Annotated in this window: 23 protein-coding genes; 14 read left to right on the top strand and 9 right to left on the bottom strand. The window is 46.5% G+C overall.

The window, feature by feature from the left end; all coding sequences use genetic code 11:
- Window position 1 precedes the first annotated feature (1 nt).
- Both sufB and ACEN8J_RS14225 read left to right on the top strand, forming a co-directional pair.
- A complete protein-coding gene (gene sufB / locus ACEN8J_RS14230) occupies window positions 2–1,399 on the top strand; it encodes a Fe-S cluster assembly protein SufB (RefSeq protein ID WP_013309556.1) in 1,398 nt (465 codons plus the stop codon).
- Between the two features lie 280 nt (window positions 1,400–1,679).
- Window positions 1,680–2,042, top strand: coding sequence for a YmaF family protein (locus ACEN8J_RS14225; protein ID WP_029516587.1), 363 nt, complete (start codon window positions 1,680–1,682; stop codon window positions 2,040–2,042).
- 293 nt (window positions 2,043–2,335) lie between these two features.
- On the opposite strand, the gene ACEN8J_RS14220 is transcribed toward ACEN8J_RS14225, so the two are convergent.
- The gene (locus ACEN8J_RS14220) at window positions 2,336–3,175 is read right to left on the bottom strand and encodes a manganese catalase (RefSeq protein ID WP_029516588.1); all 840 of its coding nucleotides are present in this window, start codon (window positions 3,173–3,175) and stop codon (window positions 2,336–2,338) included.
- A 205-nt stretch (window positions 3,176–3,380) separates the two neighbouring features.
- On the opposite strand from ACEN8J_RS14220, the gene ACEN8J_RS14215 reads away from it, so the two are divergent.
- Window positions 3,381–4,235, top strand: a complete 855-nt coding sequence (locus ACEN8J_RS14215; RefSeq protein WP_029516589.1) for a manganese catalase family protein — start codon at window positions 3,381–3,383, stop codon at window positions 4,233–4,235.
- 169 nt (window positions 4,236–4,404) lie between these two features.
- Here ACEN8J_RS14215 and ACEN8J_RS14210 read toward each other — a convergent pair whose 3' ends face one another.
- Window positions 4,405–5,469: an HD-GYP domain-containing protein gene (locus ACEN8J_RS14210; RefSeq protein WP_029516590.1), complete on the bottom strand. Its 1,065-nt coding sequence runs from the start codon at window positions 5,467–5,469 to the stop codon at window positions 4,405–4,407.
- Window positions 5,470–5,786: 317 nt separating this feature from the next.
- On the opposite strand from ACEN8J_RS14210, the gene ACEN8J_RS14205 reads away from it, so the two are divergent.
- The 7 genes from ACEN8J_RS14205 to ACEN8J_RS14175 all read left to right on the top strand — a co-directional run bounded on the left by ACEN8J_RS14205 (window position 5,787) and on the right by ACEN8J_RS14175 (window position 12,480).
- Window positions 5,787–7,241, top strand: a complete 1,455-nt coding sequence (locus tag ACEN8J_RS14205; RefSeq protein ID WP_069011215.1) for a bifunctional metallophosphatase/5'-nucleotidase — start codon at window positions 5,787–5,789, stop codon at window positions 7,239–7,241.
- Window positions 7,195–8,355 carry an HD-GYP domain-containing protein gene (locus ACEN8J_RS14200; RefSeq protein ID WP_069011214.1) on the top strand — a complete coding sequence of 387 codons (1,161 nt, stop codon included), beginning with the start codon at window positions 7,195–7,197 and terminating at the stop codon, window positions 8,353–8,355. The genes ACEN8J_RS14205 and ACEN8J_RS14200 overlap by 47 nt, the downstream gene beginning before the upstream one ends.
- Before the next feature lie 97 nt (window positions 8,356–8,452).
- Window positions 8,453–9,583 carry a radical SAM/CxCxxxxC motif protein YfkAB gene (gene yfkAB, locus ACEN8J_RS14195; protein WP_340884910.1) on the top strand — a complete coding sequence of 377 codons (1,131 nt, stop codon included), beginning with the start codon at window positions 8,453–8,455 and terminating at the stop codon, window positions 9,581–9,583.
- Between the two features lie 16 nt (window positions 9,584–9,599).
- A complete protein-coding gene (locus ACEN8J_RS14190) occupies window positions 9,600–10,949 on the top strand; it encodes a hemolysin family protein (RefSeq protein WP_029516594.1) in 1,350 nt (449 codons plus the stop codon).
- A gap of 240 nt (window positions 10,950–11,189) precedes the next feature.
- Window positions 11,190–11,414 carry a spore coat associated protein CotJA gene (locus tag ACEN8J_RS14185; RefSeq protein WP_340884912.1) on the top strand — a complete coding sequence of 75 codons (225 nt, stop codon included), beginning with the start codon at window positions 11,190–11,192 and terminating at the stop codon, window positions 11,412–11,414.
- Between the two features lies 1 nt (window position 11,415).
- Window positions 11,416–11,865, top strand: a complete 450-nt coding sequence (locus tag ACEN8J_RS14180) for a spore coat protein CotJB (protein ID WP_081317561.1) — start codon at window positions 11,416–11,418, stop codon at window positions 11,863–11,865.
- A 45-nt stretch (window positions 11,866–11,910) separates the two neighbouring features.
- Window positions 11,911–12,480: a manganese catalase family protein gene (locus ACEN8J_RS14175; RefSeq protein WP_029516597.1), complete on the top strand. Its 570-nt coding sequence runs from the start codon at window positions 11,911–11,913 to the stop codon at window positions 12,478–12,480.
- A 249-nt stretch (window positions 12,481–12,729) separates the two neighbouring features.
- On the opposite strand, the gene ACEN8J_RS14170 is transcribed toward ACEN8J_RS14175, so the two are convergent.
- Window positions 12,730–13,800 (bottom strand): glycosyltransferase, encoded by a 1,071-nt coding sequence (locus tag ACEN8J_RS14170; protein WP_340884914.1) that lies wholly within the window; start codon window positions 13,798–13,800, stop codon window positions 12,730–12,732.
- Between the two features lie 431 nt (window positions 13,801–14,231).
- Here ACEN8J_RS14170 and ACEN8J_RS14165 point away from each other — a divergent pair, with 431 nt between their 5' ends.
- The 3 genes from ACEN8J_RS14165 (at window position 14,232) to ACEN8J_RS14155 (ending at window position 18,522) form a co-directional block, all read left to right on the top strand.
- On the top strand, window positions 14,232–17,048 hold the full coding sequence (locus ACEN8J_RS14165) for a methyltransferase domain-containing protein (protein ID WP_340884916.1): 2,817 nt from the start codon (window positions 14,232–14,234) through the stop codon (window positions 17,046–17,048).
- Between the two features lie 25 nt (window positions 17,049–17,073).
- Window positions 17,074–17,736 carry a class I SAM-dependent methyltransferase gene (locus ACEN8J_RS14160; RefSeq protein WP_449291680.1) on the top strand — a complete coding sequence of 221 codons (663 nt, stop codon included), beginning with the start codon at window positions 17,074–17,076 and terminating at the stop codon, window positions 17,734–17,736.
- An 84-nt stretch (window positions 17,737–17,820) separates the two neighbouring features.
- A complete protein-coding gene (locus ACEN8J_RS14155) occupies window positions 17,821–18,522 on the top strand; it encodes an HAD family hydrolase (protein WP_340884918.1) in 702 nt (233 codons plus the stop codon).
- A 103-nt stretch (window positions 18,523–18,625) separates the two neighbouring features.
- On the opposite strand, the gene ACEN8J_RS14150 is transcribed toward ACEN8J_RS14155, so the two are convergent.
- From ACEN8J_RS14150 to ACEN8J_RS14125, 6 genes are read right to left on the bottom strand one after another with little or no spacing between them, the layout of a single operon-like run.
- Entirely contained in the window at window positions 18,626–19,828 is a 1,203-nt protein-coding gene (locus ACEN8J_RS14150) for a YheC/YheD family endospore coat-associated protein (protein ID WP_449291681.1), read from the bottom strand.
- On the bottom strand, window positions 19,810–20,325 hold the full coding sequence (locus ACEN8J_RS14145; protein ID WP_039269878.1) for a GNAT family protein: 516 nt from the start codon (window positions 20,323–20,325) through the stop codon (window positions 19,810–19,812). The genes ACEN8J_RS14150 and ACEN8J_RS14145 overlap by 19 nt, the downstream gene beginning before the upstream one ends.
- Window positions 20,326–20,341: 16 nt before the next feature.
- Window positions 20,342–21,451 (bottom strand): YheC/YheD family endospore coat-associated protein, encoded by a 1,110-nt coding sequence (locus tag ACEN8J_RS14140; RefSeq protein WP_340884923.1) that lies wholly within the window; start codon window positions 21,449–21,451, stop codon window positions 20,342–20,344.
- Window positions 21,448–22,818, bottom strand: coding sequence for a YheC/YheD family endospore coat-associated protein (locus ACEN8J_RS14135; RefSeq protein ID WP_029516605.1), 1,371 nt, complete (start codon window positions 22,816–22,818; stop codon window positions 21,448–21,450). Before ACEN8J_RS14135 ends, ACEN8J_RS14140 begins: the two co-directional genes overlap by 4 nt.
- 12 nt (window positions 22,819–22,830) lie before the next feature.
- Window positions 22,831–23,985: a YheC/YheD family endospore coat-associated protein gene (locus ACEN8J_RS14130; protein WP_029516606.1), complete on the bottom strand. Its 1,155-nt coding sequence runs from the start codon at window positions 23,983–23,985 to the stop codon at window positions 22,831–22,833.
- 43 nt (window positions 23,986–24,028) lie between these two features.
- Entirely contained in the window at window positions 24,029–25,399 is a 1,371-nt protein-coding gene (locus tag ACEN8J_RS14125; protein WP_029516607.1) for a YheC/YheD family endospore coat-associated protein, read from the bottom strand.
- Between the two features lie 162 nt (window positions 25,400–25,561).
- Here ACEN8J_RS14125 and ACEN8J_RS14120 point away from each other — a divergent pair, with 162 nt between their 5' ends.
- The gene (locus tag ACEN8J_RS14120; RefSeq protein WP_013309578.1) at window positions 25,562–25,906 is read left to right on the top strand and encodes a YlbF/YmcA family competence regulator; all 345 of its coding nucleotides are present in this window, start codon (window positions 25,562–25,564) and stop codon (window positions 25,904–25,906) included.
- Window positions 25,907–25,968: the final 62 nt, after the last annotated feature.

The raw sequence follows: 25,968 nt of genomic DNA, 5'->3' as shown, positions 1-25,968 counted from the left end.
CATGGCCAAGAAAGCACCGGAAATGGAAGAGTATAAATACGGCTTTCGTGACGAGCACAAGTCCATTTTCCAAACAGGTAAGGGTCTCACTCCGGAAATCGTAAAGGAAATCTCCAAAATTAAGGATGAGCCAGAATGGATGCTGGAGTTCCGTCTGAAGGCACTGAAGCAGTTTGAAAAAATGCCAATGCCAAACTGGGGCGGAGATATGGATGAACTGGATTTCAACGATATCCAGTACTATGTAAGACCTTCCGAGAAACAAGGGAAGACGTGGGAAGAGGTTCCTACGGAAATTAAAGAAACCTTTGATAAACTGGGTATTCCCGAGGCGGAGCAAAAGTTTTTGGCTGGTGTATCCGCACAGTATGAATCCGAGGTTGTCTATCACAGTATGCAAAAGGAACTGGAAGATCAGGGCGTTATTTTCATGGATACCGATACGGCGTTGCGTGAGCATCCTGAGATTCTGAAAGAGTATTTTGCAACAGTTGTACCTCCTGCGGACAATAAGTTTGCAGCACTGAACAGTGCGGTATGGTCAGGCGGGAGCTTCATCTATGTACCAAAAGGTGTGAAATGTGAAGTTCCATTGCAGGCTTACTTCCGCATCAACTCGGAAAACATGGGTCAATTTGAGCGTACGCTCATAATTGCTGACGAAGACAGCTTTGTGCACTATGTAGAAGGCTGTACGGCTCCGATTTACAGCACGAACTCGCTGCATAGTGCCGTGGTCGAAATTATTTGTAAGAAGAACGCACGCGTTCGTTATACAACGATCCAGAACTGGGCACCAAACATCTATAACCTGGTAACCAAACGTGCGGTTGCAGAAGAAAACGCAACGATGGAATGGGTCGATGGTAACATCGGTTCCAAGTTGACGATGAAGTATCCAGCCGTTGTATTGAAAGGCCGTGGAGCGAAAGGGATGGTCCTGTCCATCGCTGTTGCAGGCAAAGGCCAGCATCAGGATGCAGGTGCGAAAATGATCCACTTAGCACCAGACACCACGTCCACCATTGTATCCAAGTCGATCAGTAAGCACGGCGGTAAAGTAACGTATCGCGGATTAGCTTCATTCGGTCGTCAGGCTCAAGGTGCAAAATCCAATATCAAGTGTGATACGTTGATTTTGGATAATCAATCAACCTCAGATACTATTCCTTATAATGAAATCATGAATGATGACATCACGCTTGAGCACGAAGCAACGGTTTCCAAGGTATCGGAAGATCAGCTGTTCTATCTGATGAGCCGTGGTTTGACTGAAGCAGAGGCAACGCAAATGATCGTTATGGGCTTTATTGAGCCATTCACAAAAGAACTGCCGATGGAATATGCGGTAGAGATGAATCGTTTGATCAAGTTCGAGATGGAAGGTAGTATCGGTTAAAACGCAGTAACCCTTGGTATTACAAGGCTCTTGAGGTATTCTAAAGCTTGTTAAATCCGAATCGTGCCGATTTTATGCCGATTCGGATTTCCTGCTAGTATAGGAGACGAACTTTTTAAGTTCGTCTTCTTTTGTTTTTTCTGTGATACCTAAGTCCATAAGCCTTCTTTCTACTACAAAAAAAATTATGCTTAGGACTGCAGATAGTTGCCTAGCACTTATGTATGTTTGCTTAATAGGATGTTGTGAGTGACATAAACATAAGGAGGCATGCCAACAGATGCAGAAGAATAAAGCTGGAGTGAAGAAGAAAACCCTCTCTTCTAAGCAGACACAGAGACATGTACATGAATTTGAAGGTAGCACCAAACTGGCCGAAGAAGGTGCAGACCGACATAACCACCGCTTTGCAGGTGTTACTGGGCAAGCGATTCGAGTTGGAAGAAGTCATGTCCATGAAATTGATCTTACGAAAACTGATTTCGTGAACCATTTTCATAATCTGAGAAGGATTAGAACAGGGCCCGCTATTCCAGTCGGAAATGGTAAGCATGTACATTTTGTTACGGGCCAAACTACATTAAATGATGGTCATGTACACCAGTTTAATTTTGCAACATTGATTCAGGCACCTCTTATTTAATGAACGGTGGTTTGACCGAAGCGAGGTAACACAAATGATTGTTATAGACATCTGCTCATACAGAATGAGAGCATCGTCTTTGAAATCAAAAAGCTCTGCTAACCATAATTGGTCGGCAGGGCTTTTAGACTTACATTAATTCTGTACTTCATGATTTATGATCGGCTATGATTTTATGCCTTATGATAAGCCGCCTTATTCGAATATTAAGTATATATTTTTTGTAACATTTTTATGGTCAGTGTCACCAATAAGCAATTCTTTAATGTTGGGACAGCTTGTTTGCCACTTGTTTATTTATCTGAAGTTTTATGGTCTAAGTCATGATGTAACTCGGTTGCTGGTATTTTGGCATTATAGATTTGTCCTTTGGCAACTGGTTTTGAGATGTATACATAGCTCCCGGTTCCATCCGGCGCACTCCCTGTTGCCCACAAACCTTCACTAGATTCTTCGCCCTCAGACAAATTCCAAAACTCATAAGCTTCAGGCTGAGACTCTTGTTCTGCCTCAGGGGGAAAAGAAGCCGGAACCACAACACCGTTTTTCTCTTCTAATTCTTGGATTGCCGCCATCCACTGATACTGGTGATAGCGGTCACGCGCTAGCATTTTCCGTAGTGTAGCTCTGACGCTTTCATCTTGTGTCATATGATATAGCCTTGCTACCTGCAATCGACCCTGACTCTCTGCGTGCAAATTGGATCGCATATCTGCCAAAAGGTTGCCACTTGCGACGATATAAGAGCCGTTCCATGGAACTCCATTTGAATTAGTAGGCAATCCGCCTAGACCGCTGACCAGCAAATGCTGTGGGTTAATTCCCCCCATTATGGCAGCTGTAACAGGGTCTTTTGCAGCTTGTTCTTGATCTTCTGGTTTAGCTCCATCAAGTAGTTGACTAATTAAAGCACACAGCATCTCCACATGCCCTACTTCTTCAGTTCCAATATCCATCAGCATATCTTTATATTTTTCATCACCGCGACAGTTAAACCCTTGAAATAAATATTGCATCATTACGGTCATTTCTCCAAATTGCCCTCCCAAAACTTCTTGTACCTGCCGGGCAAAAAGAGGATCAGGGCGCTCTACTTTCACTTCAAACTGCAACTCTTTTTGATGTCTAAACATATTTACTCCTCCTATAGCTAAAGCAGCTTAGTGAATTCTAACTGTATTTAACCTTTTCAAGATGTAATAAAACGAGGAGCAGCATCACAAAAATCGATACGGGTCTTTATATTTAACTTTCTGTTTGTTTGGTTTGTATATAAATTATTAAAGAGGGAAGCCTATGTTTCACTTTAAAATGAAGAGTCTAAGGAGGGTATTTGAATTGTATTTTTATAAAGAAGATTTAATTAACTTAATAGTACCCGATAAGCCCGATCCTGCTGCTGCTAAAGTGATTCAAGAAGTGTTAGGTGGTCGATTCGGAGAAATGCGTACTATGATGCAGTTTTTCTTTCAAAGTAATAATTTTCGTGGTAATGCTGTGCAGTACAGGGATTTGATACGAGGAGTTTTTCTAGAGGAGCTTAGTCATGTTGAACTGGTCCAACATACTATAAATCAACTTCTGACTGGCTCAGGCGCAGACCAAGCCGGCGATGCGGGAATGGATCATGCTCCTTTAGATGAGGCGATAAAACACGCAAATCCTCATCATTTTATTATGGGAGCCCAAAGTTCCTTACCTGTTGATGCAAGTGGGAATCCTTGGCTAGGTAGTTATGTTTATTCCCACGGGAATCTGGTTAGTGATTTGCTTGATAATCTCGTACTCGAATCTACAGGGGTCCTGCAAAAATCCCGAATTTACGAAATGAGCTCGAACAAAACATTCCGGGAAACGTTGGCTTTTTTGATTGTGAGGGATAATGCTCATCAAAACGCGTTTGCCAAAGCATTAGAGACACTTGGAGTTGATTGGGGAAAATTGTTCCCGGTTCCAAATTACGATATTAACAAGTATCCAGAATGCCGGAAGTATGTTGAGATGGGCTTTCACAATGCGCAGTTTAATTTTCGATTGGATTCTACCCGTATTGGGGAAATATTCAATGGGCAAACTCCAAGCAGAAACGGTGGGGATTTGAGTGTAATAGATCCTCCTGAGGGTTTTCCTCTTCCGTATATGCCCGAATTGCCTAATGAACATAGTCCAGGGCTACACGATCTTACCACTTAGGATTAAACCATAAATAAAGATAGTAACAAGGTTAATATCCGTAACTTAAAAAGAGGCTGTCCTTCGTAGAAGAACCTACGAATCAAGGACAGTCTCTTTTTATTCGCGTAGTCTGTGCTTCGGCAAAACATTTCGTGCCACCGAAGTAACGCCGGGAGGCAGTAGCGGATCAGGATTCCAAATAAATTTCATCAATGGATACATGGCGTTCCCTAGACAAATCTACATATTCATCATCGTTAATTCTTACTAAGGGTCTGAAGTAATCAGCAGGATTGTTCAGAATGATCGTTCCTGTCTGACCTGTAGTCAACAGAACCTGCTTATTAATGAAATTAGGAAGCATGTGTCTGATGAACACTTGGGTAGCTTCTGGGTTTAGATGTCCAAAACTCATGCTGTGCAGCTCGCGTAATACGGTGAGTAGCTCCTGCTTCGTCTGATACACACGATTGGAAATCATCGCGCTATACACGTCGGCAATAGCTGTTATGCTGGCAAAAGGATGAATTTCTTCCTTGAACAGACCATGGGGATATCCACTTCCATCTTCACGCTCATGATGCTGTAAGGCGACAATTGCAGAAATCTCATCGCTGGTTGAATTGCGAATAATATCATAGCCATATAGCGAATGTTTCTTCATTTCATGAAATTCTTCAGGTGTCAGTTTATCCGGTTTGTTCAAAATTTCATCGGGTATCATGGACTTGCCTATATCATGTAAATATCCAGCTTTACCGGCGGCATATGCTTCTTCTTCCGTATACCCAAGCCATGTGGCAATGTAATATGACAGTACGCCTACTTGGAGAGAATGATTATAGGTATAGTGATCTCCCCGTTCCATAATTAACAGCAGAGATACGACATCTTTTTGACGAGCTAGCTCTGAAACGAGAGGGCCGAACAGCTCATCAACTCGATATTCATCAAATTTGCCAGTTGAGGAAGCTTCGAGAAACATACTTTCAAAGCCACTGATCGTCTGCTCCATGAGAGGAACGGCACGTTTGAGGGACTCGGGGGAAGCTGGAACATCGGGGGCAAAGTCAACCGGAATGCTCGCAGAACCGGCATCAATGTCGATATAATCGACACCGTGCATAATGAGCTTGGAAATATCGTCATGCTGTAGCTCGGTGCCCTGAACCATGACAGGCACACCGTGCCCATTGTATGTATCGGATTTGAGGCGATCTCCTGGCTTGGCATCGGTAACGTGTACTCTCATGCGCTAACCTCCTTATTGTCGTAAATTTGTCGAAAATACGAAACAAACTTAATATATCAAGAATTATATGGGATGACAACGACTAATTTACTATTATTCCAAGCTGTAAAATAGGTCCCAGGAACCCAATTCCTATCAGATACCTACAATAGATAACGTCAATACTTTTCACTATGTTTGTAATATGAGATTGCCCAGAGACTACAGCGAAGCTTAAGGACTATGTCCACCCATATGTACCATATTGCTAAATAACATGATATGCTTAAACATTAGAAGCTCCAAAGTCGATATATAAAATATAGAGGAGGGCGGTTATGGAGATGACGACTCGGCAAACGTTGACCATTTTGCATACCAATGATATCCATAGTCATTTTGGCAGTATGCCTTCGATAGCCGCGATGATTAATGAACGAAGAGCTGCATTAGGGGATGCGCTACTTGTGCTTGACATAGGAGACCACATGGACCGGATGGCCCCCGAAACGGAAGGAACGCTAGGTGGGGCAAATGTGGATGTGATGAATCTAACAGGATATGATGCCATTACGATCGGTAATAATGAGGGACTGACTTTTACCCCGGATATGATTGAACAGGCATATGCGGGCATTCATTGTCCGGTCATATGTGGCAATATGACTGAGTGTGCCACAGGGATGAGTCCTGCGTGGATGAAGGAATCCCTTATTGTAGACAAAGCAGGAATCAAGGTCGGTTTACTTGGTGTGACGGCTCCTTTTGTAGAGTATTATCAATTGCTGGGCTGGGATGTGCTCAATCCGTTTGATGTGCTGGGGAAGCAGATCGCGGCACTGAGAAAGCAGGTTGATGTTTTGGTCGTGATGTCGCACCTGGGCCTACCTTCCGATAAAAAGTTAGCGTCGCAATTTCCTGAGATTGACGTTATCCTTGGAGGTCACACCCATCATGTGCTGGAGGAACCGCTTTGGATCGGGAAAACAGCTTTATGTGGGGCGGGTAAGTTCGGAACGCTGCTGGGTGAAGTGACGCTAAGTCGTAACAATAGCCTCGAACCGTTTCGAGTCACGTCAGGCGGTGTAGTTCCTGTGGATCTGACAATACTGGACGAAAAAGTGGCATCGGCCATTGTGGTGCATCGCAGACAAGCAGAGCGCGCCATGGAGAGCACGGTTGCTGTGACGGATCGGAAACTGGAGATCGCATATGATCAGGAATCCCCTTTCGGGAATATGCTGGCACAATCAGTGTCCCATTTTACAGGAACAGAAATTGCCCTCGTCAATGCGGGACAACTGCTCGGCCCATTACCTCAAGGGGATATCAGTAAAGGAATCCTGCATTCCTTATGCCCTTCACCGATTAATGCCTGTGTTATGAAGTTGCGGGGGAGCGATATTCGGTTGGCGCTGGAGCAGTCCTTGCTGCCTGAATTTGCGGACAAGCCTATGACGGGCTTTGGCTTCAGAGGCAAAGTGCTTGGTACGATGTGTGTGGAAGGCTTGGCTATTCAGTATGACCCTGGCCGTGCTCCTTATGAAAAAGTAACGGACATTCGTGTAGCAGGTCAACCTTTGGAAGAGCATGAGGAATACACAGTGGGCACGTTGGATATGTTCACTTTCAAAGCAGGTTATGAGGTGCTTGCGAACGGAACAGATCTCCGATTTATGCTTCCAGAATTTTTACGGGATTTGATTGAAATGGAGTTGAAGCGTCCGGGCGCGATGGAAGAATGTTTTGCAGCTAGGTGGCTTCAGGTATCAAAACAATCGGGAGAGGATTAAGCTGCGACTGGTACCTGTTACATTATTGAGAGCCGGCATGAAGCTGGGCAAAAAAATATACAATGAAAATGGAATGGTGCTGCTCTCGGAAGGTGTTGAGCTTACTTCGCGATTGATTGAACGTCTAGGCCAAGTCGGTATTGGATATGTATACATTGAGGATGCTGTGACAGAAGATATCGTCATTCCTGAGATGATCCATGAACAGACAAGGGCGGCGGCGCTACAGGAAATCAAAAAGCAATTTCAAGGGTTGTCATCCTACTCCGTAGATCATAAGCACAAATATTTTGGCAAGTCATTTTATAAGGTGATGGAATCTATTCTGGACGATATTGGAGGCCGGCAGGACGCCGTCATTATGTTGATGGATATTGGGGCCGCAGATCAGGATTTGTATCATCATTCTTTGAACGTATGTCTATATTCACTTGTACTGGGAATTTCCAACGGCTACGATAACAATCAGCTGATGGAGTTGGGAATAGGTTCACTACTGCACGATATCGGTAAAATGAAAATTTCACCTCAAGTACTCTATAAGCCGGGCAAATTGACCGACGAGGAATATGAGCATATGAAAACACACACGGTGATCGGCTACAAGCTGCTTAAAGACGAACCTGGAATTCCCTTGTTGTCGGCTCATTGTGCATTACAGCATCATGAGCGTATTGACGGCAGCGGATACCCACACGGTTGGAAAAAGGACCAGATCCACGAATATGCGAAATGGATCGGCCTGGCAGACTCGTACGACGCAATGACAGCAAGTCGGATATATAAGCAGGCTTTGTTGCCTTATGAGGCGATGGAAGTGCTGTACGCCGGGGCAGGAACGTTATATGAGCAGCGAATGCTAGAAGCCTTTCGTGACTGTGTGGCTATTTACCCCTTGGGACTCTCTGTGGTGCTCAACACGGGGGAAGAGGGGGTCGTGGTGCGTATACATTCCAAAATCCCGCAAAGACCCGTCATTCGCATTGTAAGGGACCGGGATGGGCAGGAAGTGAAAGCACCTTATGATGTGGATTTGTCCATATCCCTCTCGGTTATGATTACAAATACATTGGGTGCTACTGTGGCCCCTTTCGGAGGAGTACACGTAGATTAGCAGATGATGTGGAAGAAAGCATGCAGACACTTTACACATCATGATATGATAATTATACGTCTTTTGAGGTTAATAACAGAAATAAGGTGAAAACATAATGACAGTTCTACAAAATAACACGCTACCCCAAATATCGCCAACCTATGATCCGTGGGACCCGATTGTCTCATTGCGTACACATGGTCGTCATTTGCTTACGAGTGTGGAAATGACCGTAACGCATCTGTGTAATATGCGCTGTGAGCATTGCGCTGTTGGCGACATGCTGGTTATGAAGGAGGCCCCTTTCCTTCCGTTAGACCTAATGCTGAAGCGTCTGGATGAAGTCGAGCATCTGGAGACCATCAGTATTACAGGCGGGGAACCTGCTTTGCTCGATAAAACAGTGGATGAAGTGATCGTTCCACTGTTGAAATACGCCAAAGAGCGCGGTATTCGCTCGCAAATCAACTCCAATCTGACGTTAGATATTCGCAGATATGAGAAGATGCTTCCTTATCTAGATGTGATGCATATTTCGTTTAACTATTTGAATGCGGACGATTTTTATGAAGTGGGTTTTGCAAATACAGGCCGGCCGACCCCACGTGCGGGTGCTGTTCGCCTGTATGAAAAAATGATCGAGAATGCCTGCAGATTAAGTGAAATGGGAATGTTCATTTCAGCTGAATCCATGATTAATTATCGGACACACACGAAGCTGGAGGGCATTCATCAGTTGATCAACGAAATGGGATGCCGACGGCATGAGGTTCATCCAATGTATGCGTCAAATTTTGCCTCTGCTTTGCCTGTGCTTTCACTCGACGACATGCGGAACTCTATCCATAAGCTGCTGGATGTACGTAATCAGGACATGTGGATGTTGTTTGGCACATTACCGTTCTTTGCTTGTTCGGACCGGGAAGAAGACCGCAAACTGCTTCGCCGCTTGCGTCAGGAACCGAATATTACGGTGCGTAATGATCCAGACGGAAGAAACCGTGTGAATGTGAATATGTTCACGGGTAGCGTGTATGTGACGGATTTTGCAGACATTCCGGCTTTCGGCAACATTCAGGAAGACAGTCTGGACGATATTTTTGGTGAATGGCTGAATGAGCATCCGTTGAATCAGACTGTGAACTGTCATTGTGATGCCGCTGCCTGTTGTGGACCGAACCTGCTCGTAGCGGATATGTACTACAAAGGAATAGACTTTAAATCAAGAAAAGCATTACAACTATAGAAATGGGGAGTTCGTATTGGATGGTCATACCGAGTTTCATTGGGGATTGCTAGCTGTGAATCTCCTCTTGGTACTGCTGCTTGTCTTTCTAAATGGTGTATTTGTGGCCGCAGAATTTTCGTTGGTCAAAATGCGCCAATCCCGATTGACGCAGCTCCAAAGCGAGGGTCATCGCCTGGCAGGCTATGCGCTGAAGGTGAACCAAAGGTTGGATGCTTATCTGTCCGCCACCCAATTGGGCATTACGCTGGCTTCATTGGGTTTGGGTTGGATTGGAGAGCCAGCAATATCCGGCTACCTGATAGAGCCACTCATGCACAAACTCGGTGTAACTGACGGCACCCTGATTACAACGATATCCGTTGTCGTCGGATTTTGCGTAATTACCTTTTTGCATATTGTATTGGGGGAATTGGCTCCCAAGTCTTTAGCGATTCAGAAGACTGAAGGTGTGGCGTTGTTTTTATCGGCGCCTTTGCTGCTTTTTTATAAGGTCTTTCTACCTGTGATCTGGGTATTGAATGCTGCGGCAAACTTGCTGTTGCGTGCATTCGGGATTCAGCCGGCGAGTGAAGCCGAAGCGGCTCATTCGGAGGAAGAGATTCGTATATTGATGAATCAGAGCGCCAAAAGCGGTGTGATTGATAAGGACGAAATTAAGCTGATGGATAATATTTTTGATTTTTCCGACTTGCTTGCACGTGAAATCATGCTGCCGCGTACAGATATGGATTGTTTGTATACGAATTTGTCGTTTAAGGAAAATCTCAAGATTATCAGCGAGACCAAGCATTCCCGCTACCCGGTAGCGGTTGAGGATAAAGACCAGATTATCGGTTTTGTCCATATCACGGATCTTCTGCTAGCTGAGCAGGGGGAACAACTGGATCTGGCTTCGGTGGTACGTCCTATTTTGAATGTGCCGGAGTCTATGGAAGTGAGTCACGTGCTACGCCTTATGCAGAAAAAACATTCCCAAATGACTCTCGTGGTAGATGAATACGGCGGAACGGCCGGGTTGCTGACAGCGGAGGAAATTTTGGAGGAAATCGTCGGGGATCTCTATGATGAGTTTGAGGATGAACGCCCAAGCGTGGAAATCAAGGAGAACTTCATCTCTGTGGACGGTCGTATGCTCATTGAGGATGTCAATGATTTGACTGGAGTAAACATTGAAGACGACGAGGTGGATTCCATCGGAGGATGGCTGTTCAAGGAATTGGAAGGCATTCCGGTGAAAGGGAAGAAAATTGAGTTTTATAACCTTACCTTCGAGGTGGAGGAAGCAACAAGGCTTCGCATAATGAGAGTGAAGATTCACCGCAAGCCTGAGCCTGTGATTGAAGATGAGCTTTCTACCGATTGAGTCCTGATCCACAGAGATAGGTAAGATCAGTTCAGGTATGTAAGTTATTATAGTGTGCTGAAGCAAGAACCTTTAGATCCACGTTACCGTGGTTTTAAAGGTTCTTTTTGATTAGAAACAGTTTTATAGTTATTTTTTTTGAACAATTATTTTTATCTGTGATTTTTTGTTCGAGACTTGGGCGATGCGGCATATGTTGAATAGTAAAGCAGATGGATCAACCAAAGGAGGTCCCGGCCCGTGAAATTTCCACAGCAAGGTGAGTATGCCCCGTTTGTCGGCCCGTTCGATCCGTGTCCGCCCGTTCTGTGCAAGACTTATGTGCTTCCGCCAAACTTGTTTGTGCAATTTCAGCCCCCTGGTCTACCGCAATTCAGTCCAGATGAGGCGCTGACGAAGGGAACGCTATGGCCTTTGCTTTACAGCCCTTATGAGCCTAGAAGAAAGCAGGGGGGAGGCGAATAGAATGGAGAATCCAAATCAGGGTCAGTCCCCATTCCAATTCCAGCAGCAAAATCAGCATGAGAGTGGACAGCAACAGCCGAATCCATATCAAAGCCCTTATTCAAATCCGTATCCATACCAGAACCAGTATCAGAACCAAACTCAGGGCTATAGTCAAGCCGGAAACCCGACCCAAGGCTGCACGTCCCAAACCAAGCCGGGGGATGCCCAGTTTTATGCGTTGCTGGAGAAGCTCCAAGCGGTGGATTTTGTGTTGGTGGAGCTGAATTTGTATCTGAATACGCACCCAGATGATTTACAGGCCATCGAGCAGTTCAATAAGCTGACGCAGGAAAGAACGGCGATTGCTAACGAGTATCAGATGCTATATGGGCCTTTACAAAATTTTGGTCGTGCCTATTCCAAGTATCCTTGGGAGTGGAGTCAATCCCCTTGGCCGTGGCAGGTCTAGGCAGGTACAACCTTTTAACAACCTTTTATAAAGGAGGGGACATGAATGTGGGTATATGAGAAGAAACTGCAATATCCCGTACGTGTCAGCAAATGTGATCCTCATATGGCCAAACTGCTTATGGAGCAGTATGGTGGAGCGGATGGCGAGCTGGCAGCGGCATTGCGCTATCTGAATCAGCGATATACGATTCCCGATAAGGTGATTGGTGTACTGAACGACATAGGCACGGAGGAATTTGCGCATCTCGAGATGATTGCGACTATGATTTATAAGCTGACCAAGGATGCGAGCGTAGAGCAAATGAAGGCTGCCGGTCTGGGTGAATATTATGCGGCACACGACCATGCGCTATATTATCAAAACGCTGCCGGAGTTCCTTTTACAGCGGCTTATATTCAAGCCAAAGGCGATCCTATTGCCGATCTATATGAGGACATAGCGGCAGAGGAAAAGGCACGAGCTACATATCAGTGGCTGATTGATCTGACAGACGATGTGGATTTGCAAGATAGTCTGAAGTTTCTACGTGAACGTGAAATAATCCATTCGCTCCGTTTCCGTGAGTCAGTGGAAATTTTGAAGGGGGAAAGAGACCGGAAGAAAGTGTTCTGATAAAATGATATACGAGGTCTCTTGGTGAGCTTAAGCTTGCAGGAGACTTTTTTTCTTTTGAGGTAATCTAAGCTAATGAAATGGTCCTTCCCGAGGAGCAGCAATGGGCATTTATATATAAGAGGGGGTAAAAATAAAAGCCCCGAAAAATTGCAGGCTGTCCGCCGGGTATCGTGCCGAGCACATATCGGCATGATGACTAAGGTCGGCTACATTGAACGACCTTTCCCCGGCGCGTCTTTCTCATCCCTATTGCTTCAGTTGTGCGAAATACTTCTCGTTATATAAAACACTTGGATGAGTAGGGTGGTGCAACTGAGCTATGCGATGATGCGATTTTGCCTTTTCGATGTCACCGATTCGGTCGTAACACAGGCATAATTGCAAGTGTGGAAACCAGGTATAGTACGACGAATTGGTTAGGGCCATCACATCTTGTGGAGGCTCTATCAACGTTGCCTGGTGAAACCAGTAAATGGCTTGAGTATACTGTTCGTCTTCAATCAACAAATTGCCAAAGACACAGCAGAACTGGGCGCGTGGTACATCAAGGTTAAGTGTGCGAAGCAGAGCCATACGCTGCTCCTGTTTTTGACCTTGGTGGGCGTAGCAATCCGCTAGCTTAAAGCAAGCAGCAATCCGATCCTCAATCCATCCTTGATCGAGTCCCAGATAGTGCTCGTACTGCTGGATGGCTTCTAGTATGCGTCCGTTATCATATAGTTCATTCGCGAAGTAGTAGTGATCTCGCTCAGAAAATGCAGTGCCTTGCTCCCGATGCTTGAGATATATATGCAAATTACGATCAGTGTAGGCACGTGTCTTTTTATGAGTCACCGCTATATTACTGTGAAAGGTGCTGCCAGTCACATGCAGGAATTCGTGCACAAAGCCGATCCATCTGAATCTTCGATCACGCCGCACAATTCGGTTTCTTTTGAGCTTATACAACGGCTGTCCTTGTTCATCTACAGACAGCACATAATCCATCGTAATGCTGTCATAGGAGAGGGTGGCTTGTTTCTTCCAGTTGAGAAATGATATTCGGTCTTTTTCTTCCAGTATGTCATCAGCGTCCAGCCAAAATTGATATTCTTGCGTTGCCTGATTAAACGCATAATTGCGGGCTGCAGAGAAATCATCGCACCATTCAAAATGGTATACCCGAGCATTGAACGATGCAGCGACCTCTTGGGTACTGTCAGTGGAACCAGTATCTACGATAATGATTTCATCTACCAGGTCATGGACTGATTTCAGACAGGTATGAAGGGCTTCTTCTTCATTTTTGACAATCATACATAAGCTGACAGTTACCATGCTCTTTGTCCCTCCCAAAAAACTTGGTATAATCTCCATTTTATTAGGATAGCTTGCTCATTATGTAGTAATTCCTATGGATCGTTTAGAGGATGTGCGATGATCATAAATTCAATCTTGCTCTAATAAATTAGAAAATCAAAGTCTGATATGAGGGGGAGGAGATTGTGCGAAATTCGATATTATCAAGCGACCGGGAAATAAATTTGATGGCTAAATGTAGTTAGAAAACGGGTGGAAAACTGAAAAAGAGTAGTTGTTTGGATGGTAAGATTGTATTTTTGTATGGATGTCGTTTTCCATTGATATTTCCAGGTGCAAGTCCATTCATACTACGCTCACTCCCATATCGCTCGGTTGCAATTATGGTATGCCTTAGGATATGGAGGGGGAACGGTTATGAGGCTTCTGCCTGATGGAGGCGTTGAATCATGCGTATACTAATCGGTAGCCCGGTGCACCAGAAACCGGAAATATTGTCTTTATTTCTTCAAGCTTTAGAGCGACTGGAGGCACCTGATGTGCTGCCCGATTATTTATTTGTCGATGATAATGACAATCCGACTTCAAGCCAATGGCTTGCCGATTTTTCCAATCGGCTGCCGGGCAGGGTTTTGCCCTTGTTAACAGGTCCACAGCAAGTGGAGAACCGAAGTGATGAGCACACTCATTATTGGCCGCCAGCCCTCGTCTGGAAAGTGGCCGACTTCAAAAATCGTCTTATCGATTATGCACTTCAGCATAATTATGACGCGCTGTTTTTAGTCGACTCAGACCTGATTCTCCATTCCCGTACCTTATGTAAGCTGGTGGAGGCGGAGAAGGATATTGTATCTGAGATTTTCTGGACACGCTGGCAGCCGGAGGGGCCTCTATTGCCTCAGGTGTGGGTTAGTGATGAATATAATTTGTTCCATCGTGAAGAAGGCGAAGTGTTGTCGGCAGAGGAGCGAGCGCAACGCGAGTTGCATTTCATACACCAAATGCATGTTCCTGGTTTGTACGAAGTGGGGGGTCTAGGTGCTTGCACCCTAATCCGCAGACGTGCACTGGAAGCAGGGATTCACTTTGGTAAAATCAAAAACGTTTCCTATTGGGGAGAAGATCGACATTTCTGTATTCGGGCAGCTGCATTTGGATTTCCACTTTTTGTGGATACACACTATCCGGCGATGCATCTGTACCGGGAAGCGGACAGAATGAAGGCAGAGCAGCTACTATTCACCCTAAATTATTTTACAACGAGCGCTGTTCATACGGACCAATCAGAACATTTAGCATATCTAAATCACTCCGATACTTCTACTAACTCTCCTGCCTTCAATCCTTCTGCATCATCAAGTCCATCTAAGTTCCCTGAACCTCCTGTTATACCGTATGACCTCCGTGAGTCAGCTGTCTTTGCCAAGTACACGGCAGATTCTTTTGTTATACCACAAACGTTCCCTGGTCCACGACAAAGTGAACTTCATACGCCGCCTGTCTCCAAACCCAAATTGACGCTGACCATGACGGTATACAATGAGGCAGATCGCAAGCTCATTGACGTGCTGCGGAGTCATCGAGAATATATTGATGAAGCGGTCATTATTGATGATGGCAGTCAGGATGATAGCGGAGAGTTGTGCCGTGAGATCCTAAAGGGAATCCCATTACGTTTAATACGCAATGAAACAGCTTCTTTTACCAATGAATTGGAACTACGTAAGCAACAGTGGAGAGAGACGTTGGCTTCTTTTCCGGAATGGATATTAAATATGGATGCTGACGAAATGTTCGAATCCCGTTTTGCTCAAGGGGTACATTCTTTGTTAGCGGGAACGAAAGCAGATACGATTTGTTTCAGGTTGTTTGATATGTGGAATTCCACGCATTACCGCGATGATGATTATTGGCAGGCTCATCAATATTACCGTCCTTTTTTAATTCGATATAAGGAAGGGTTCTCTTATAAATGGAAGGAGCAGTCCTTGCACTGTGGGAGATTTCCAGAAAATGTGCTTGACCTTCCCAGTGAAATCAGCAACTACCGCATCCAGCATTGGGGATGGTGTACACCTGCTATTCGCATGGCCAAATTTCAGCGATATCAGTTGCTTGATCCAAGTGTTCGTTATGGCTGGAAAGAGCAATATGAATCTATTTTGGACCCGAACCCCCGACTCACGCTTTGGGTAGATCAGGACAACATAAATGGAGAAAAAGAAACTACACCAGAGTATGAAGCTACCCATGATGTGAACGCCATGGATGTTGCCGAGATTTCAAGTGTCCAGGTTATGAATAATTCCGGTCTACAAATTAAAAGTGAAACAAAGAACGTATTTTATAGTAAATGCAAACTGTGTGGTTCGTCTGACACGGGAGTATTTCATAACTATGAACGCTTTACCTTGATGGGGTGCGGCTCCTGTGGCTTGGTTTTTCGTAATGATGTGGATCATATACAGCCGGAGGATATGATTGCAGAGATTTATAATGCCGATTGGGTTGCTATGCGGGATAGTGCAGCAGCGTCAACTTATGGGGATCATGCCCTTTTTGGACTCATGCTACTGGATATGTTCAGCTCCGGTAAAGGAAAATTGCTTGAGATTGGATCAGGTACCGGAGAATTTATCCATGCTGCCCTTCAAGCCGGCTGGGATGCAGTGGGTATTGAACCTTCCATAGACTCGCGTGCTTACGCCAAACACAAATATGACGTGGATTTATTGCCGGGTTACTGGAACGGTGAAACCGAAGAAGATACTCAAACCGATGAAGCATGTGATATGCAGGAATTGAATGAAGCACAAGAAATACAAGAAGTAGAAGAAGATACTGAATTACCACTGGATCACAAATACGAGGCCGTAGCATGCTGGCATGTGCTGGAGCATATTGCGGACCCTGTTGCATTTTTGACAGATTTACGCGAACAGCTTCAACCTGACGGGACGTTATATATTACAGTGCCCAACAAAAACTCGTTCACCAATGAGGCTTATGGTGTTTATTCACCTTTATTTACCGAGGAAGATCATTTATATCATTATTCTGAGCATACGCTGGCGCTCTTACTGGAAAAGTCTGGATTGCGCTCGGTGGCTATGTTTACCCGCCAGCTTCCCTCTGGTTTGGATGCCTTGCTGCAAGCCCATCCTTTGTACGGTGATCTTGCCTTTACGGAGCAAATGGGATTGTTGGCCAAACTTCAAGGCGAGAAACGGGGTCATGAACTGTGCTGTGTTGCAAGAGTAATTTAAATCTCTCCAAAAGGAGGCAGCATCCATGAACATGTCTGACCCGTATCTGTCTCGCTTTTTTGTATATTCTGACCCCAACTCCTCCAGCATGATTTACAGACTCCCCCAAAGCTGGTGGAGTCGCCCCTATGAGTATGAGTGGTGTCTTCAATTTATGTCCGGTCAAGATTCGGTGCTGGATGCAGCGTGTGGAATTCCACATCCATTCAAATTTGAGTTGGCCCGCCGTTGCGCTCAGGTCTATGCTTGCGATCTGGATATACGGATCGTTTCCGTGGATGCCATTTTGACCGAGGTGCGGCGGGATATCGGAGAGGAGGCTGCCGAGCGCATTCAGGAGATTTTACCGGTTCGGCTCCACTCCGCACATGCCAATCTGACAGCTCTGCCTTATGAGGATGCCAGTTTTGACAAAATTGTATGTATTTCAGTGCTGGAACATTTAACACCTGAGGAGTCTTTGGCAGCCTTACATGAATTTCACCGGACCATACGCGATGACGGAATGCTTCTGCTGACGTTTGATTACCCTACAGTGGATCTATCAGCGATGGAGCAATGGATAGAGCAGGCGGGATTTTCGTATTGGAATGGTGTGGATCTCAACCTTCCAAGGGGTGCCTTACACACGGATATGTGGGGTGGTTTGCATTGTTTCAGGACTGTTTTAAAAAAATATAAGAGTTAGCGGTATGCGCAATGAGGTTTACACGGACCTCTCTTATTGCTTATCATGAGAGGGGTTAGAGTTGTAAACCTACATAGGAAAGGAATGACTGATAACTACATGAACAATGCACCTGTGTTGAAGAAACCTGAGGCTATGGTATTTGATATGGACGGTACACTTTTTCAGACGGAGACGCTATTGCTTCCTGCGTACCACAAGCTGTTTGATACGCTGCGCGCCGAAGGGCTTTATGAAGGAGAGACTCCTCCCGAGGAGCTTATTTTGAATAGTTTGGGCATGCTGCTGGATGAAATCTGGAGAAGAGTGATGCCGGAAGCCAGCGAAGCGGCCCATAGAAGAGCGGACGAGCTGCTGCTTCAGCTGGAACTGGAGGGATTGAAGAGCGGAAGTCATGCCCTGTATCCACATGTAAAAGAAACACTCCAGGCCCTTCATGAGCAAGGTGTCCGATTGTTCGTAGCTAGTAACGGTCTGGAGGACTATGTAAAGGGGATCGCTGCTGCGTATGAAATGGTTCCCATTTTTGAAGGACTGTACAGCGCTGGGGAGTACAGCACGCTTTCCAAAGTGAATTTGCTGGAAATTCTATTGAGCAAGCACGATATTTCGAACGTATGGATGGTAGGAGATCGTTCCTCAGATGTGGAAGCAGGCAAAAAGAACGGACAGACGGTGATCGGTTGCGCTTATGCGGGATTTGGTGTGGACGATGAGTTGAAGGGGTCCGATGCGATTATTACAGACTTTACGCAACTGCTTACACTTTATAAAAACGCTGAGTAACTGTGGAACACAGGTTATTGGTTATAAATAGGCTCGACGCACCATATAATTAAACATGCTGGTACTGTCGGACAGATGAAAAAAAGAAAGGAAGGCAGCCACTTTACGCGGAGCCTTCCTTTGTCTTATTCTCTGTCTTATTTTCTGTCTTATTTTCTGCTTTATCTTCTGTTTTATCTTCTGCTTTGTGGTCAGCCAGAGGCTTTGGATTAATTTGTGTGTGGTAGACCCACAAGGCATATTCCATGGGCTTGGCGATGGAGCGGCGATAGGTTTCTTTTTCACCAATACGCGAAAAGACCTCGCGGGCTGGCTTCGGGTTGACTTCCAGCACATATATATGACCGTGCTTATTAATTGCCAAATCGAGTGCAAGCTCACACAATGCCCCGTAGCTTTCTTCCAGATACGCAGCGATGTCCAGTCCGAGTTTTTCCCCTTGCTTGATGATTTTCTCTCTATGGCTTTCATCACGAATCCATTGCGTTAGCAATTGGCTCATCGGTACTGCCTTGCCTCCACCATGCAGGTTGGAAGTGACACTCCGATGCGCCCCGATGCGCCCCGCGCATCCGGTTAGCTCCCATACTCCTTGGCCATTTTTCTGTACCAGCATACGGTAATCATGGACTCTGCCATTCGGCAACTGCACAGGAATGCCTTCCTGAACAATGTAGTTATCCATGTTCCAGCTGCTCAGACGCGGCTCCAGACGGTCTAGACGTACCCGCTGCTGGGGAATGATATGGCGTTTGCGATTGCGGCCCTCAATCAGATACAGGCCTCCTTGCTTGTTAACAGGTTCAATACGTAAAATACCTCGGCCTCCCGTACCGTTAATCGGTTTGAGGTACACTAGTGAATTCTGTTTGAGCATCCGTTTGACACTATGAAATCCACTGAACAGCTCTGTTGCAGGCAAATGGGGGCGAAAGGCAGACCTTCTCGCAAGCTGCTGATGAATGACCCATTTGTTACTCAGGGGTCGGTTTAAATATACAAGGTCTGTGTATTGCAATCGGAACTGCTTCAACTGACGATATCGCTCACTGCGCTGTACCCGACAACGGTCGAAAATCATGTCTGGGAACTCTCGCCACTTTCGGCTCCATTTTCCGCTGTGTGGATCATAGATTTGGGCAAGGAGCAGCCTGCGATCCTTATGGACATCCGCAGGAGTGAATACATACATATCCAGTCCCAGCCGTTTCCCTTCTGCAATCATGCGCTCATATATGTCGCGTTCCTCTAATTGCTTCTTGTTGTTCAAATACAAAGTCATGATGCCTAGGACAGGTTTTGGCACAGCATTCCACCTTCCTCTGCCGTCTGCTTATCTTGGGATAACTCTCCGTGAAATATCAGCGTGGGTTTCCCGGTTGGTCCAGTCGTCATTTCATGCGCAACAAGCCCAGCGCGGAAACAGGTTTTGAGACTGGACATATTGTCGGCGGCTACGCTGCACGTTAGACGGCGCAGCTGTTGGAGCTGGGCGGACAGCAGTCTAGCGCCCAGTCTGCGGCCCCGGTAAAGCGGACGAACAATTACGATGCAAGCATCCTCCCCGTAATTCAGAGCGAGGGAAAATCCGGCAATCCGCAGCCCCTTCTCCGTGCGCACAAATGCGCACAGGAGGGAGGAGCCAGGGGTGTTCAATTGCTCGGGCGTTAAAACGGCCAACTGCCGCAGAGCATTACGAGTAATGCGCATGCCCCCTGAGCTGCGGGCCAAAAAAAGCAACTGTCGTCGTCTCAGCAGCCAGCTCCGGGCAGGCAAATGTTGAACATCGCTAATTTGCGGCATGATTCCACTTCCTTGATCATGATTTCATTCGTCCGGCCAAAAAGGAGCTGTACTGGAATATGCGTCTAAGCGACTTTTGGCGGATTTCCGGCTCGTCAAATTTCATTGGTTTGGCATTGGCCTCAAAAAACCAGAGGGTTCCGAGCGTATCCACGCCCAGATCCATGGACATTTCGCCATGAGAAAGACCGGATGCGCGTTCAATTTGACGTGCAATCTGTATGGCCGTACTTTTAACTTTGTTCAGTAGATCCGTGCTGTCCTCAGGCCCAAACAGTGAGGACAGTAGCTTGAAAGGGTCCTCTACACTCCCGCCACGCGGGACATGTGTGGTAATGCTCCCCTTACCGGCCAGTCTGGCACCGACTCCGGTGATACTCCAGGAGCCACGGATATTTTTTTGTACCAGGATACGCAGGTCGAAGGGTTTTTTCTGATGGGTTGCCAGATCGATACCCTGTTGAATGATATAAGGTGAGTTGCCTGCTTCCCGTCGGATACGTCCCCACAGCCGGGATAGCGATACAGATCTGTAGGTTACACTTTTTTTGTCATGCTGAATGGTCAGTCTGTAAGCCATTAGATGGTCTGGGAGGAATTTAAGAATCATAATTCCCTTTCCAGCCTTACCGTTTTCCGGCTTGAGATACAGGTATGGATACGTAGACAGCATTTTTCCTAAGGAAGACAGGTTGCTTAACCGTTTGGTTGCCGGAACAAGCTGACGAGTCGTTTCTGAGGTGCGCAACCACTTGAACAGTTCCCATTTGTTAAAAAAGCCTGGATTGTACAGCTCAATGCCTGAGGCATGTGAAATTTCATCCAACTTTGTGCGCACAGAGGTTTTAAGTTCATAATTACGGTTGGGGATGCGATTATAAATGACCTGTGGAGGTGGAAAATTCTGTTCCTCCCACGTCTGTAAGCTCTTGTTGAAGACATAGCCCTTAATCGTCTCATCTGCCAGTTTCAGGTCCCTGACGGTAACAATGTACACCTGATATCCCATCCGTGTTCCCGTTTCAAGAATATCCCTGAAATTGCGCTGATTTCCCTTGAAAAATTGCCCTTCGTCGTGCACTGTCAATACAGCAACGACTGGCTTATGCTCCGCCCGGGTATTCATAGTTCCTCTTTTCTGCGGAATTTACTGAGGTAAAGACAGTGGTCCAAAATATGCTCCACGGATGCTTTACCCTCCGCACGCAACGATGGATGCTGAAAAATGGATCGGCCTGGCTTGGAGTTGGCTTCAAACATCCATACCTTTTCATCCTGATCAATGCCCAGATCAAAGCCGATTTCGCCCAATAGATGCTGGTGATGGTGTTCAATGGCTTCAGCGAGCGTAACTGCTACGTTCTTGGCACGTTGAAGCACTTCACCCGCTCGGTCTCCGAATACCCGGTTCAACGCCTGTTCAGGTGTCATAAGGGAGCCGCCATTTTTGATATGGGTTGTGACACTGCCACGTCCGGCTTTTTTGGCTCCAATGCCGACGACGACCCACTGATTATTTCCATTTTTATGCATGTGAAACCGGAAATCAATCGGGCAATTGTCAATCTCGATCAGCTGGATACCCTGTTGAATAACATAACCTTTTAACATCTGTCCCTGATTGGAGTGAAGCATCCTGAGCATGGAATTAAAAGAGGCGAATTTTAGCAATACATTGCTACTTTTCTTACGGTACCTCACATAATATCCTTGCTTGGGAACATGGGACAGACGATAGATTCCTTTACCGAGACTGCCTCCACTTGGCTTGTAATAAGCAAATTGATGTCGCTCCAGCATACCTCGGATACGTTCAGAGCTGGGATTCATATATGATTCAGGGACATAGCGGTTAACATCTGGGTTATTCTCCAGCAGATTATAGATATCGGACTTATTGAAAAAGCTCCAGTTAAAAAAGGGAATTCGTTTGCGGGAAAAGCGTTCGCGTAGTTGATTGATCGCCGGGGAAAAATCAGAGCGACGGCTCGGCAAACGGTTATAGATCACGTCCGGCAAAGGTACAAGTTTACGTGTGAATTCCCCGCTGGATGACAGAAAATAGCCGTTAATCGTATCATTTTGCCAGTTGATATCCCGAGGGGTGAAGGCAAAAATATAAGATTTTTTGCTGCCTTCCCTCAGCAGTTGCTTAATAAAGCCTGTGCGCGATCCGAAAGGGCGAGTGGTGGAGGTGGTACCGTCAGACAGCACGCCAATCAACGGCCCTAGCTGTATATCACCATCCAGATTCCGCAAATAGATGGCCCCGCTTTTGGGAACACGGATTGCATTACGTAAGCCGGAGGTCAAGTATAGATGGCGTCCCGCCTTCTGAATTGGTTTTACTGTAGCGGGAATCTGATCCTTACCGAGCCGCAGACGAACGGACTTGGCTCCGGATAATTTAAGGCTTTTCAACAAGGCAGTGGATATATACGCCACCTTGTCGGGCTGCTGTGAGAAATGCACATTGCAATGCGTTAAACTCATCTGTTTATCCTCCTATACCGTATGTTCAAGGGAGGCGCCCGCGCCCTTTGGCCCTGTCGCTTTGGAATGGGTCATTAAATATCGAGCATATTCGAGCGGGCGGTTGACCGACTGGAAAGCGCACTCCGGCTGACGGGTCTGAAAAAAGGCGGCCCGACCAGGTCGGGAATTAACCTCCAATAGCCAGATGTTCCCGCTCTGGTCAATACCGTAATCAATTCCCAACTCGCCAAGGCGGCCATAACGTTCCTCAAGCGCCCTGGTAATGGTCGAGGACAGCGCCCTCATCTGCCCGATGATGAGACGCGTGGTGTCCGCGCCAAATTGTTCACGAAGGTATGGCTCAGCCGGATGGGCTTCGCCCCCACCGTGCAGATTAGAAGTCAGAGTTCCTTTTCTGCCTTCTCTTACAGCAAAGCCCGTCAGGCGCCAATGGCCGTTACCATCCTTTTGCATGAGTGCGCGAACATCAAAGGGATGATTGCTTTGGCTTGTTAATTTCAAATAAGGCTGCACGATATAAGCGCGTTTGTGTGCAATTCCGTGGATCCATGACAATCCTGCATCCAATTCGGGAAACAAACGCCGGAACGGACGGTTACGGGAGTCTCTACCCTGTACAAGTAGTCCCTGGCCTCCTTCTGCCAGCCGGAGATACAGTGTGCTCTTGCCATGTGTTCCGGTCTGTGGCTTCATAAACAGCTCCGAATGGCGTCCTAGCCATTCCACAAGCTGGGCCGTGTCCCGGTAAGGCGCCGTAGGCGGCACAAAAGGACGTACTTTATCTACCGCATGTAAAGCGCGATACACCTGCCATTTGCCAGGTAAGTTACGCGACCAGTAGATGAGCTTGCGCGAATTTTGCTCCGCCATGTCTTCCAGTGTGCGCCTGACATTCTGGCTCTCGTGGACATGGAGACAGCGGTTATACACAATATCCGGCAACGGAAAGCGGCCGGATGTCCATACTCCGTTACGATAAACATAACCTCGTATGGAGTGATCTTCAGGTGAAACTCCTTCGACGGTAAACGCCATTACGCTAAGATCAGAGCGCCTGCCCAACAGACTTAGCCTGCGGCAAAAATCGGCTTCGGTAATAGGGGGAGTGGCGGCCTGATTCCGGCTAACAAGCACGCCCAGCGTGCCTGGCACAACAAGAGACACCGACAACAGCTCCTTTGGCAGCCAGACTCTGGAAGAGATGAATTCATTTGAAGCCGGCTGAATAACAGCAGTATTCAATCATTTTTTTAACGGACGGGCGAGTTTTCTGATCATTTAACGGCGTGTTGTCATTCTTCGATGGCTTCGAATTGACCTCCAGCAACCAGATGCGCCCCGTGCTGTCTATTGCCAGATCAATACCAAATTCCGCGAAATGGGCGGGAATTGCTTTTTCTACTCCGCTTGCGATATCCAGTGCTGCTGTTTTGAGAGAGGTATGCCCATTCGATTTAACGGTTGCGGGCAGCGTGGTCTTGGCAAGTGCTTCCTTGACAGTACTCAGCGTGCCGCCTCTTGCCAGATTGGACACAAAGTGGCTTCCTCCGGCGATCCGAGCGACAATGGATGTTACGGTCCAGGTTCCGGACGAATTTTTCTGTACAAGCGCACGAAAGTCGACCGGACGCTTACCGTGATCAATCAAGGTAAGTCCCTGTTGGAGTTGAAAGCGTGTTGTTTTCATTTTTCCCGCCAAGCTTTTGTACAGCTTATCGACGTTGGCATATGTTTGCTTGCGGGGTGTGCCCGCTGTTGTGGATAGCACCGAAAAGGTGCCATCGGTTTGCTTGTTAATGCGCATTATGCCTTTACCCAGGCTTCCGCGCACTGGCTTGAGAAAAACAGCGGGATACTGGTTGCACATTTTTTTGAAAACAACAAAAGTTTGCAGCAAGTGGGACTCGGGTAAATACTTGCGCAGTGAAGAATTTGATTTAAGCGCATCAAATACTTCATTCTTATCCAAAAACTTTTCGTTAAAAATGGTCGTGCCGTACTGCGATTTTACTTCTTTCATGAAATGCTGTACGCTAGTTCTGTTCTCGAGTTTACGGGAGGTAAGACGATTATTGACGACATCGCCGGCGGGCATGACCGTCTTTTTCCAGCCTCCGTCATACACCCATCCCTGAACTCGCCCGGGCTGACTTCCGATATGCTCCGGGGTGAAGAAATACACATATGCTCCTTGTCTGCGGCATTCCCCGACTAGTTCACGGCAGAACAGGGTGATCGACCCGAAAGGCTTGTCGGGCTGTTCGGGATAGTCCCGACTGACCAGCACGCTAATAAGTGGGCCCACTCGAAGTGTCCGGCGACCTCGGCTGTAGGTTACTCGCAGATCACAATTGGCATGAAGCCCCATTTTTCGGGCTAGCACGCTTCCCACACGTAGGCCGCTATAGCGGGGCACCGATATGACGGTAACCTCTTGGCGGAACGAACCGAAGGCGAGCTGAACGGGGTGGCCAGCGGATATTTTCCATTTGCGAAGCAAGGACTCGCCGACCATGAGTACGTCATCCTGCAAGATGCCCGATCCGATGATTTGAATCGTTGTTTTTTTGATGGACATCGTGGATCTCCTTCCGGGCAGCAACTTGATGTCTTGAAAGTAACGGGAAACGTGAATGGGCTGTAATAGCACTGATTCATCATATGAGGACATATATCCCTTGGTGATTGACGGACAATGTGAAATGTTGACACTAAACTTGTATTGGAGGAATAAACAATCATGAACATCTACGACAAAGCCCATGATTTAGCGAAAGCATTGAAGGAAAGCAAAGAGGTAGAGGAAATTACGTCAGCGATGAAGCTGATCGAAACCGATCCAGAAGCCAAGAAAATGCTCGACGATTTCCGTGAACGCCAAATGGAAGTACAACAACGCATGATGAGCGGCGATATGCCAGCACAGGAAGAGATGGAAAAGATGGAGAAGCTGTTCGAGGTGTTAAGTTTGAATCTCAACATCCGTCGCCTGTTCGACGCTGAACGTCGCCTGAGCGTGATTATTGAGGACGTTAACAAAATTATTGCAGACAGCCTTCAAGATTTGTACGGTTCATCTCTGTAAGTTTGTCTCATATTCCTTCCTGTCCTCTCATAGACTAGATACATAGAGTCACAGGGAGAGGA

The organism is Paenibacillus sp. Paensp38, assembly GCF_059491915.1.
The sequence above is the reverse complement of the archived record's forward strand: the minus strand, read 5'-3'. Positions and strand labels throughout refer to the sequence as shown.

Excerpts from the sequence above, each read along its gene's own strand:
- ACEN8J_RS14220 (WP_029516588.1), bottom strand. The coding sequence starts at position 3,175 with ATGTTTAGACATCAAAAAGAGTTGCAGTTTGAAGTGAAAGTAGAGCGC.
- ACEN8J_RS14165 (WP_340884916.1), top strand. The coding sequence starts at position 14,232 with ATGCGTATACTAATCGGTAGCCCGGTGCACCAGAAACCGGAAATATTG.
- sufB (WP_013309556.1), top strand. The coding sequence starts at position 2 with ATGGCCAAGAAAGCACCGGAAATGGAAGAGTATAAATACGGCTTTCGT.
- yfkAB (WP_340884910.1), top strand. The coding sequence starts at position 8,453 with ATGACAGTTCTACAAAATAACACGCTACCCCAAATATCGCCAACCTAT.
- ACEN8J_RS14135 (WP_029516605.1), bottom strand. The coding sequence starts at position 22,818 with ATGAGTTTAACGCATTGCAATGTGCATTTCTCACAGCAGCCCGACAAG.
- ACEN8J_RS14210 (WP_029516590.1), bottom strand. The coding sequence starts at position 5,469 with ATGAGAGTACACGTTACCGATGCCAAGCCAGGAGATCGCCTCAAATCC.
- ACEN8J_RS14160 (WP_449291680.1), top strand. The coding sequence starts at position 17,074 with ATGAACATGTCTGACCCGTATCTGTCTCGCTTTTTTGTATATTCTGAC.
- ACEN8J_RS14155 (WP_340884918.1), top strand. The coding sequence starts at position 17,821 with ATGACTGATAACTACATGAACAATGCACCTGTGTTGAAGAAACCTGAG.
- ACEN8J_RS14125 (WP_029516607.1), bottom strand. The coding sequence starts at position 25,399 with ATGTCCATCAAAAAAACAACGATTCAAATCATCGGATCGGGCATCTTG.
- ACEN8J_RS14170 (WP_340884914.1), bottom strand. The coding sequence starts at position 13,800 with ATGGTAACTGTCAGCTTATGTATGATTGTCAAAAATGAAGAAGAAGCC.
- ACEN8J_RS14180 (WP_081317561.1), top strand. The coding sequence starts at position 11,416 with ATGGAGAATCCAAATCAGGGTCAGTCCCCATTCCAATTCCAGCAGCAA.
- ACEN8J_RS14120 (WP_013309578.1), top strand. The coding sequence starts at position 25,562 with ATGAACATCTACGACAAAGCCCATGATTTAGCGAAAGCATTGAAGGAA.
- ACEN8J_RS14175 (WP_029516597.1), top strand. The coding sequence starts at position 11,911 with ATGTGGGTATATGAGAAGAAACTGCAATATCCCGTACGTGTCAGCAAA.
- ACEN8J_RS14140 (WP_340884923.1), bottom strand. The coding sequence starts at position 21,451 with ATGAATACCCGGGCGGAGCATAAGCCAGTCGTTGCTGTATTGACAGTG.
- ACEN8J_RS14205 (WP_069011215.1), top strand. The coding sequence starts at position 5,787 with ATGGAGATGACGACTCGGCAAACGTTGACCATTTTGCATACCAATGAT.
- ACEN8J_RS14145 (WP_039269878.1), bottom strand. The coding sequence starts at position 20,325 with ATGCCGCAAATTAGCGATGTTCAACATTTGCCTGCCCGGAGCTGGCTG.
- ACEN8J_RS14225 (WP_029516587.1), top strand. The coding sequence starts at position 1,680 with ATGCAGAAGAATAAAGCTGGAGTGAAGAAGAAAACCCTCTCTTCTAAG.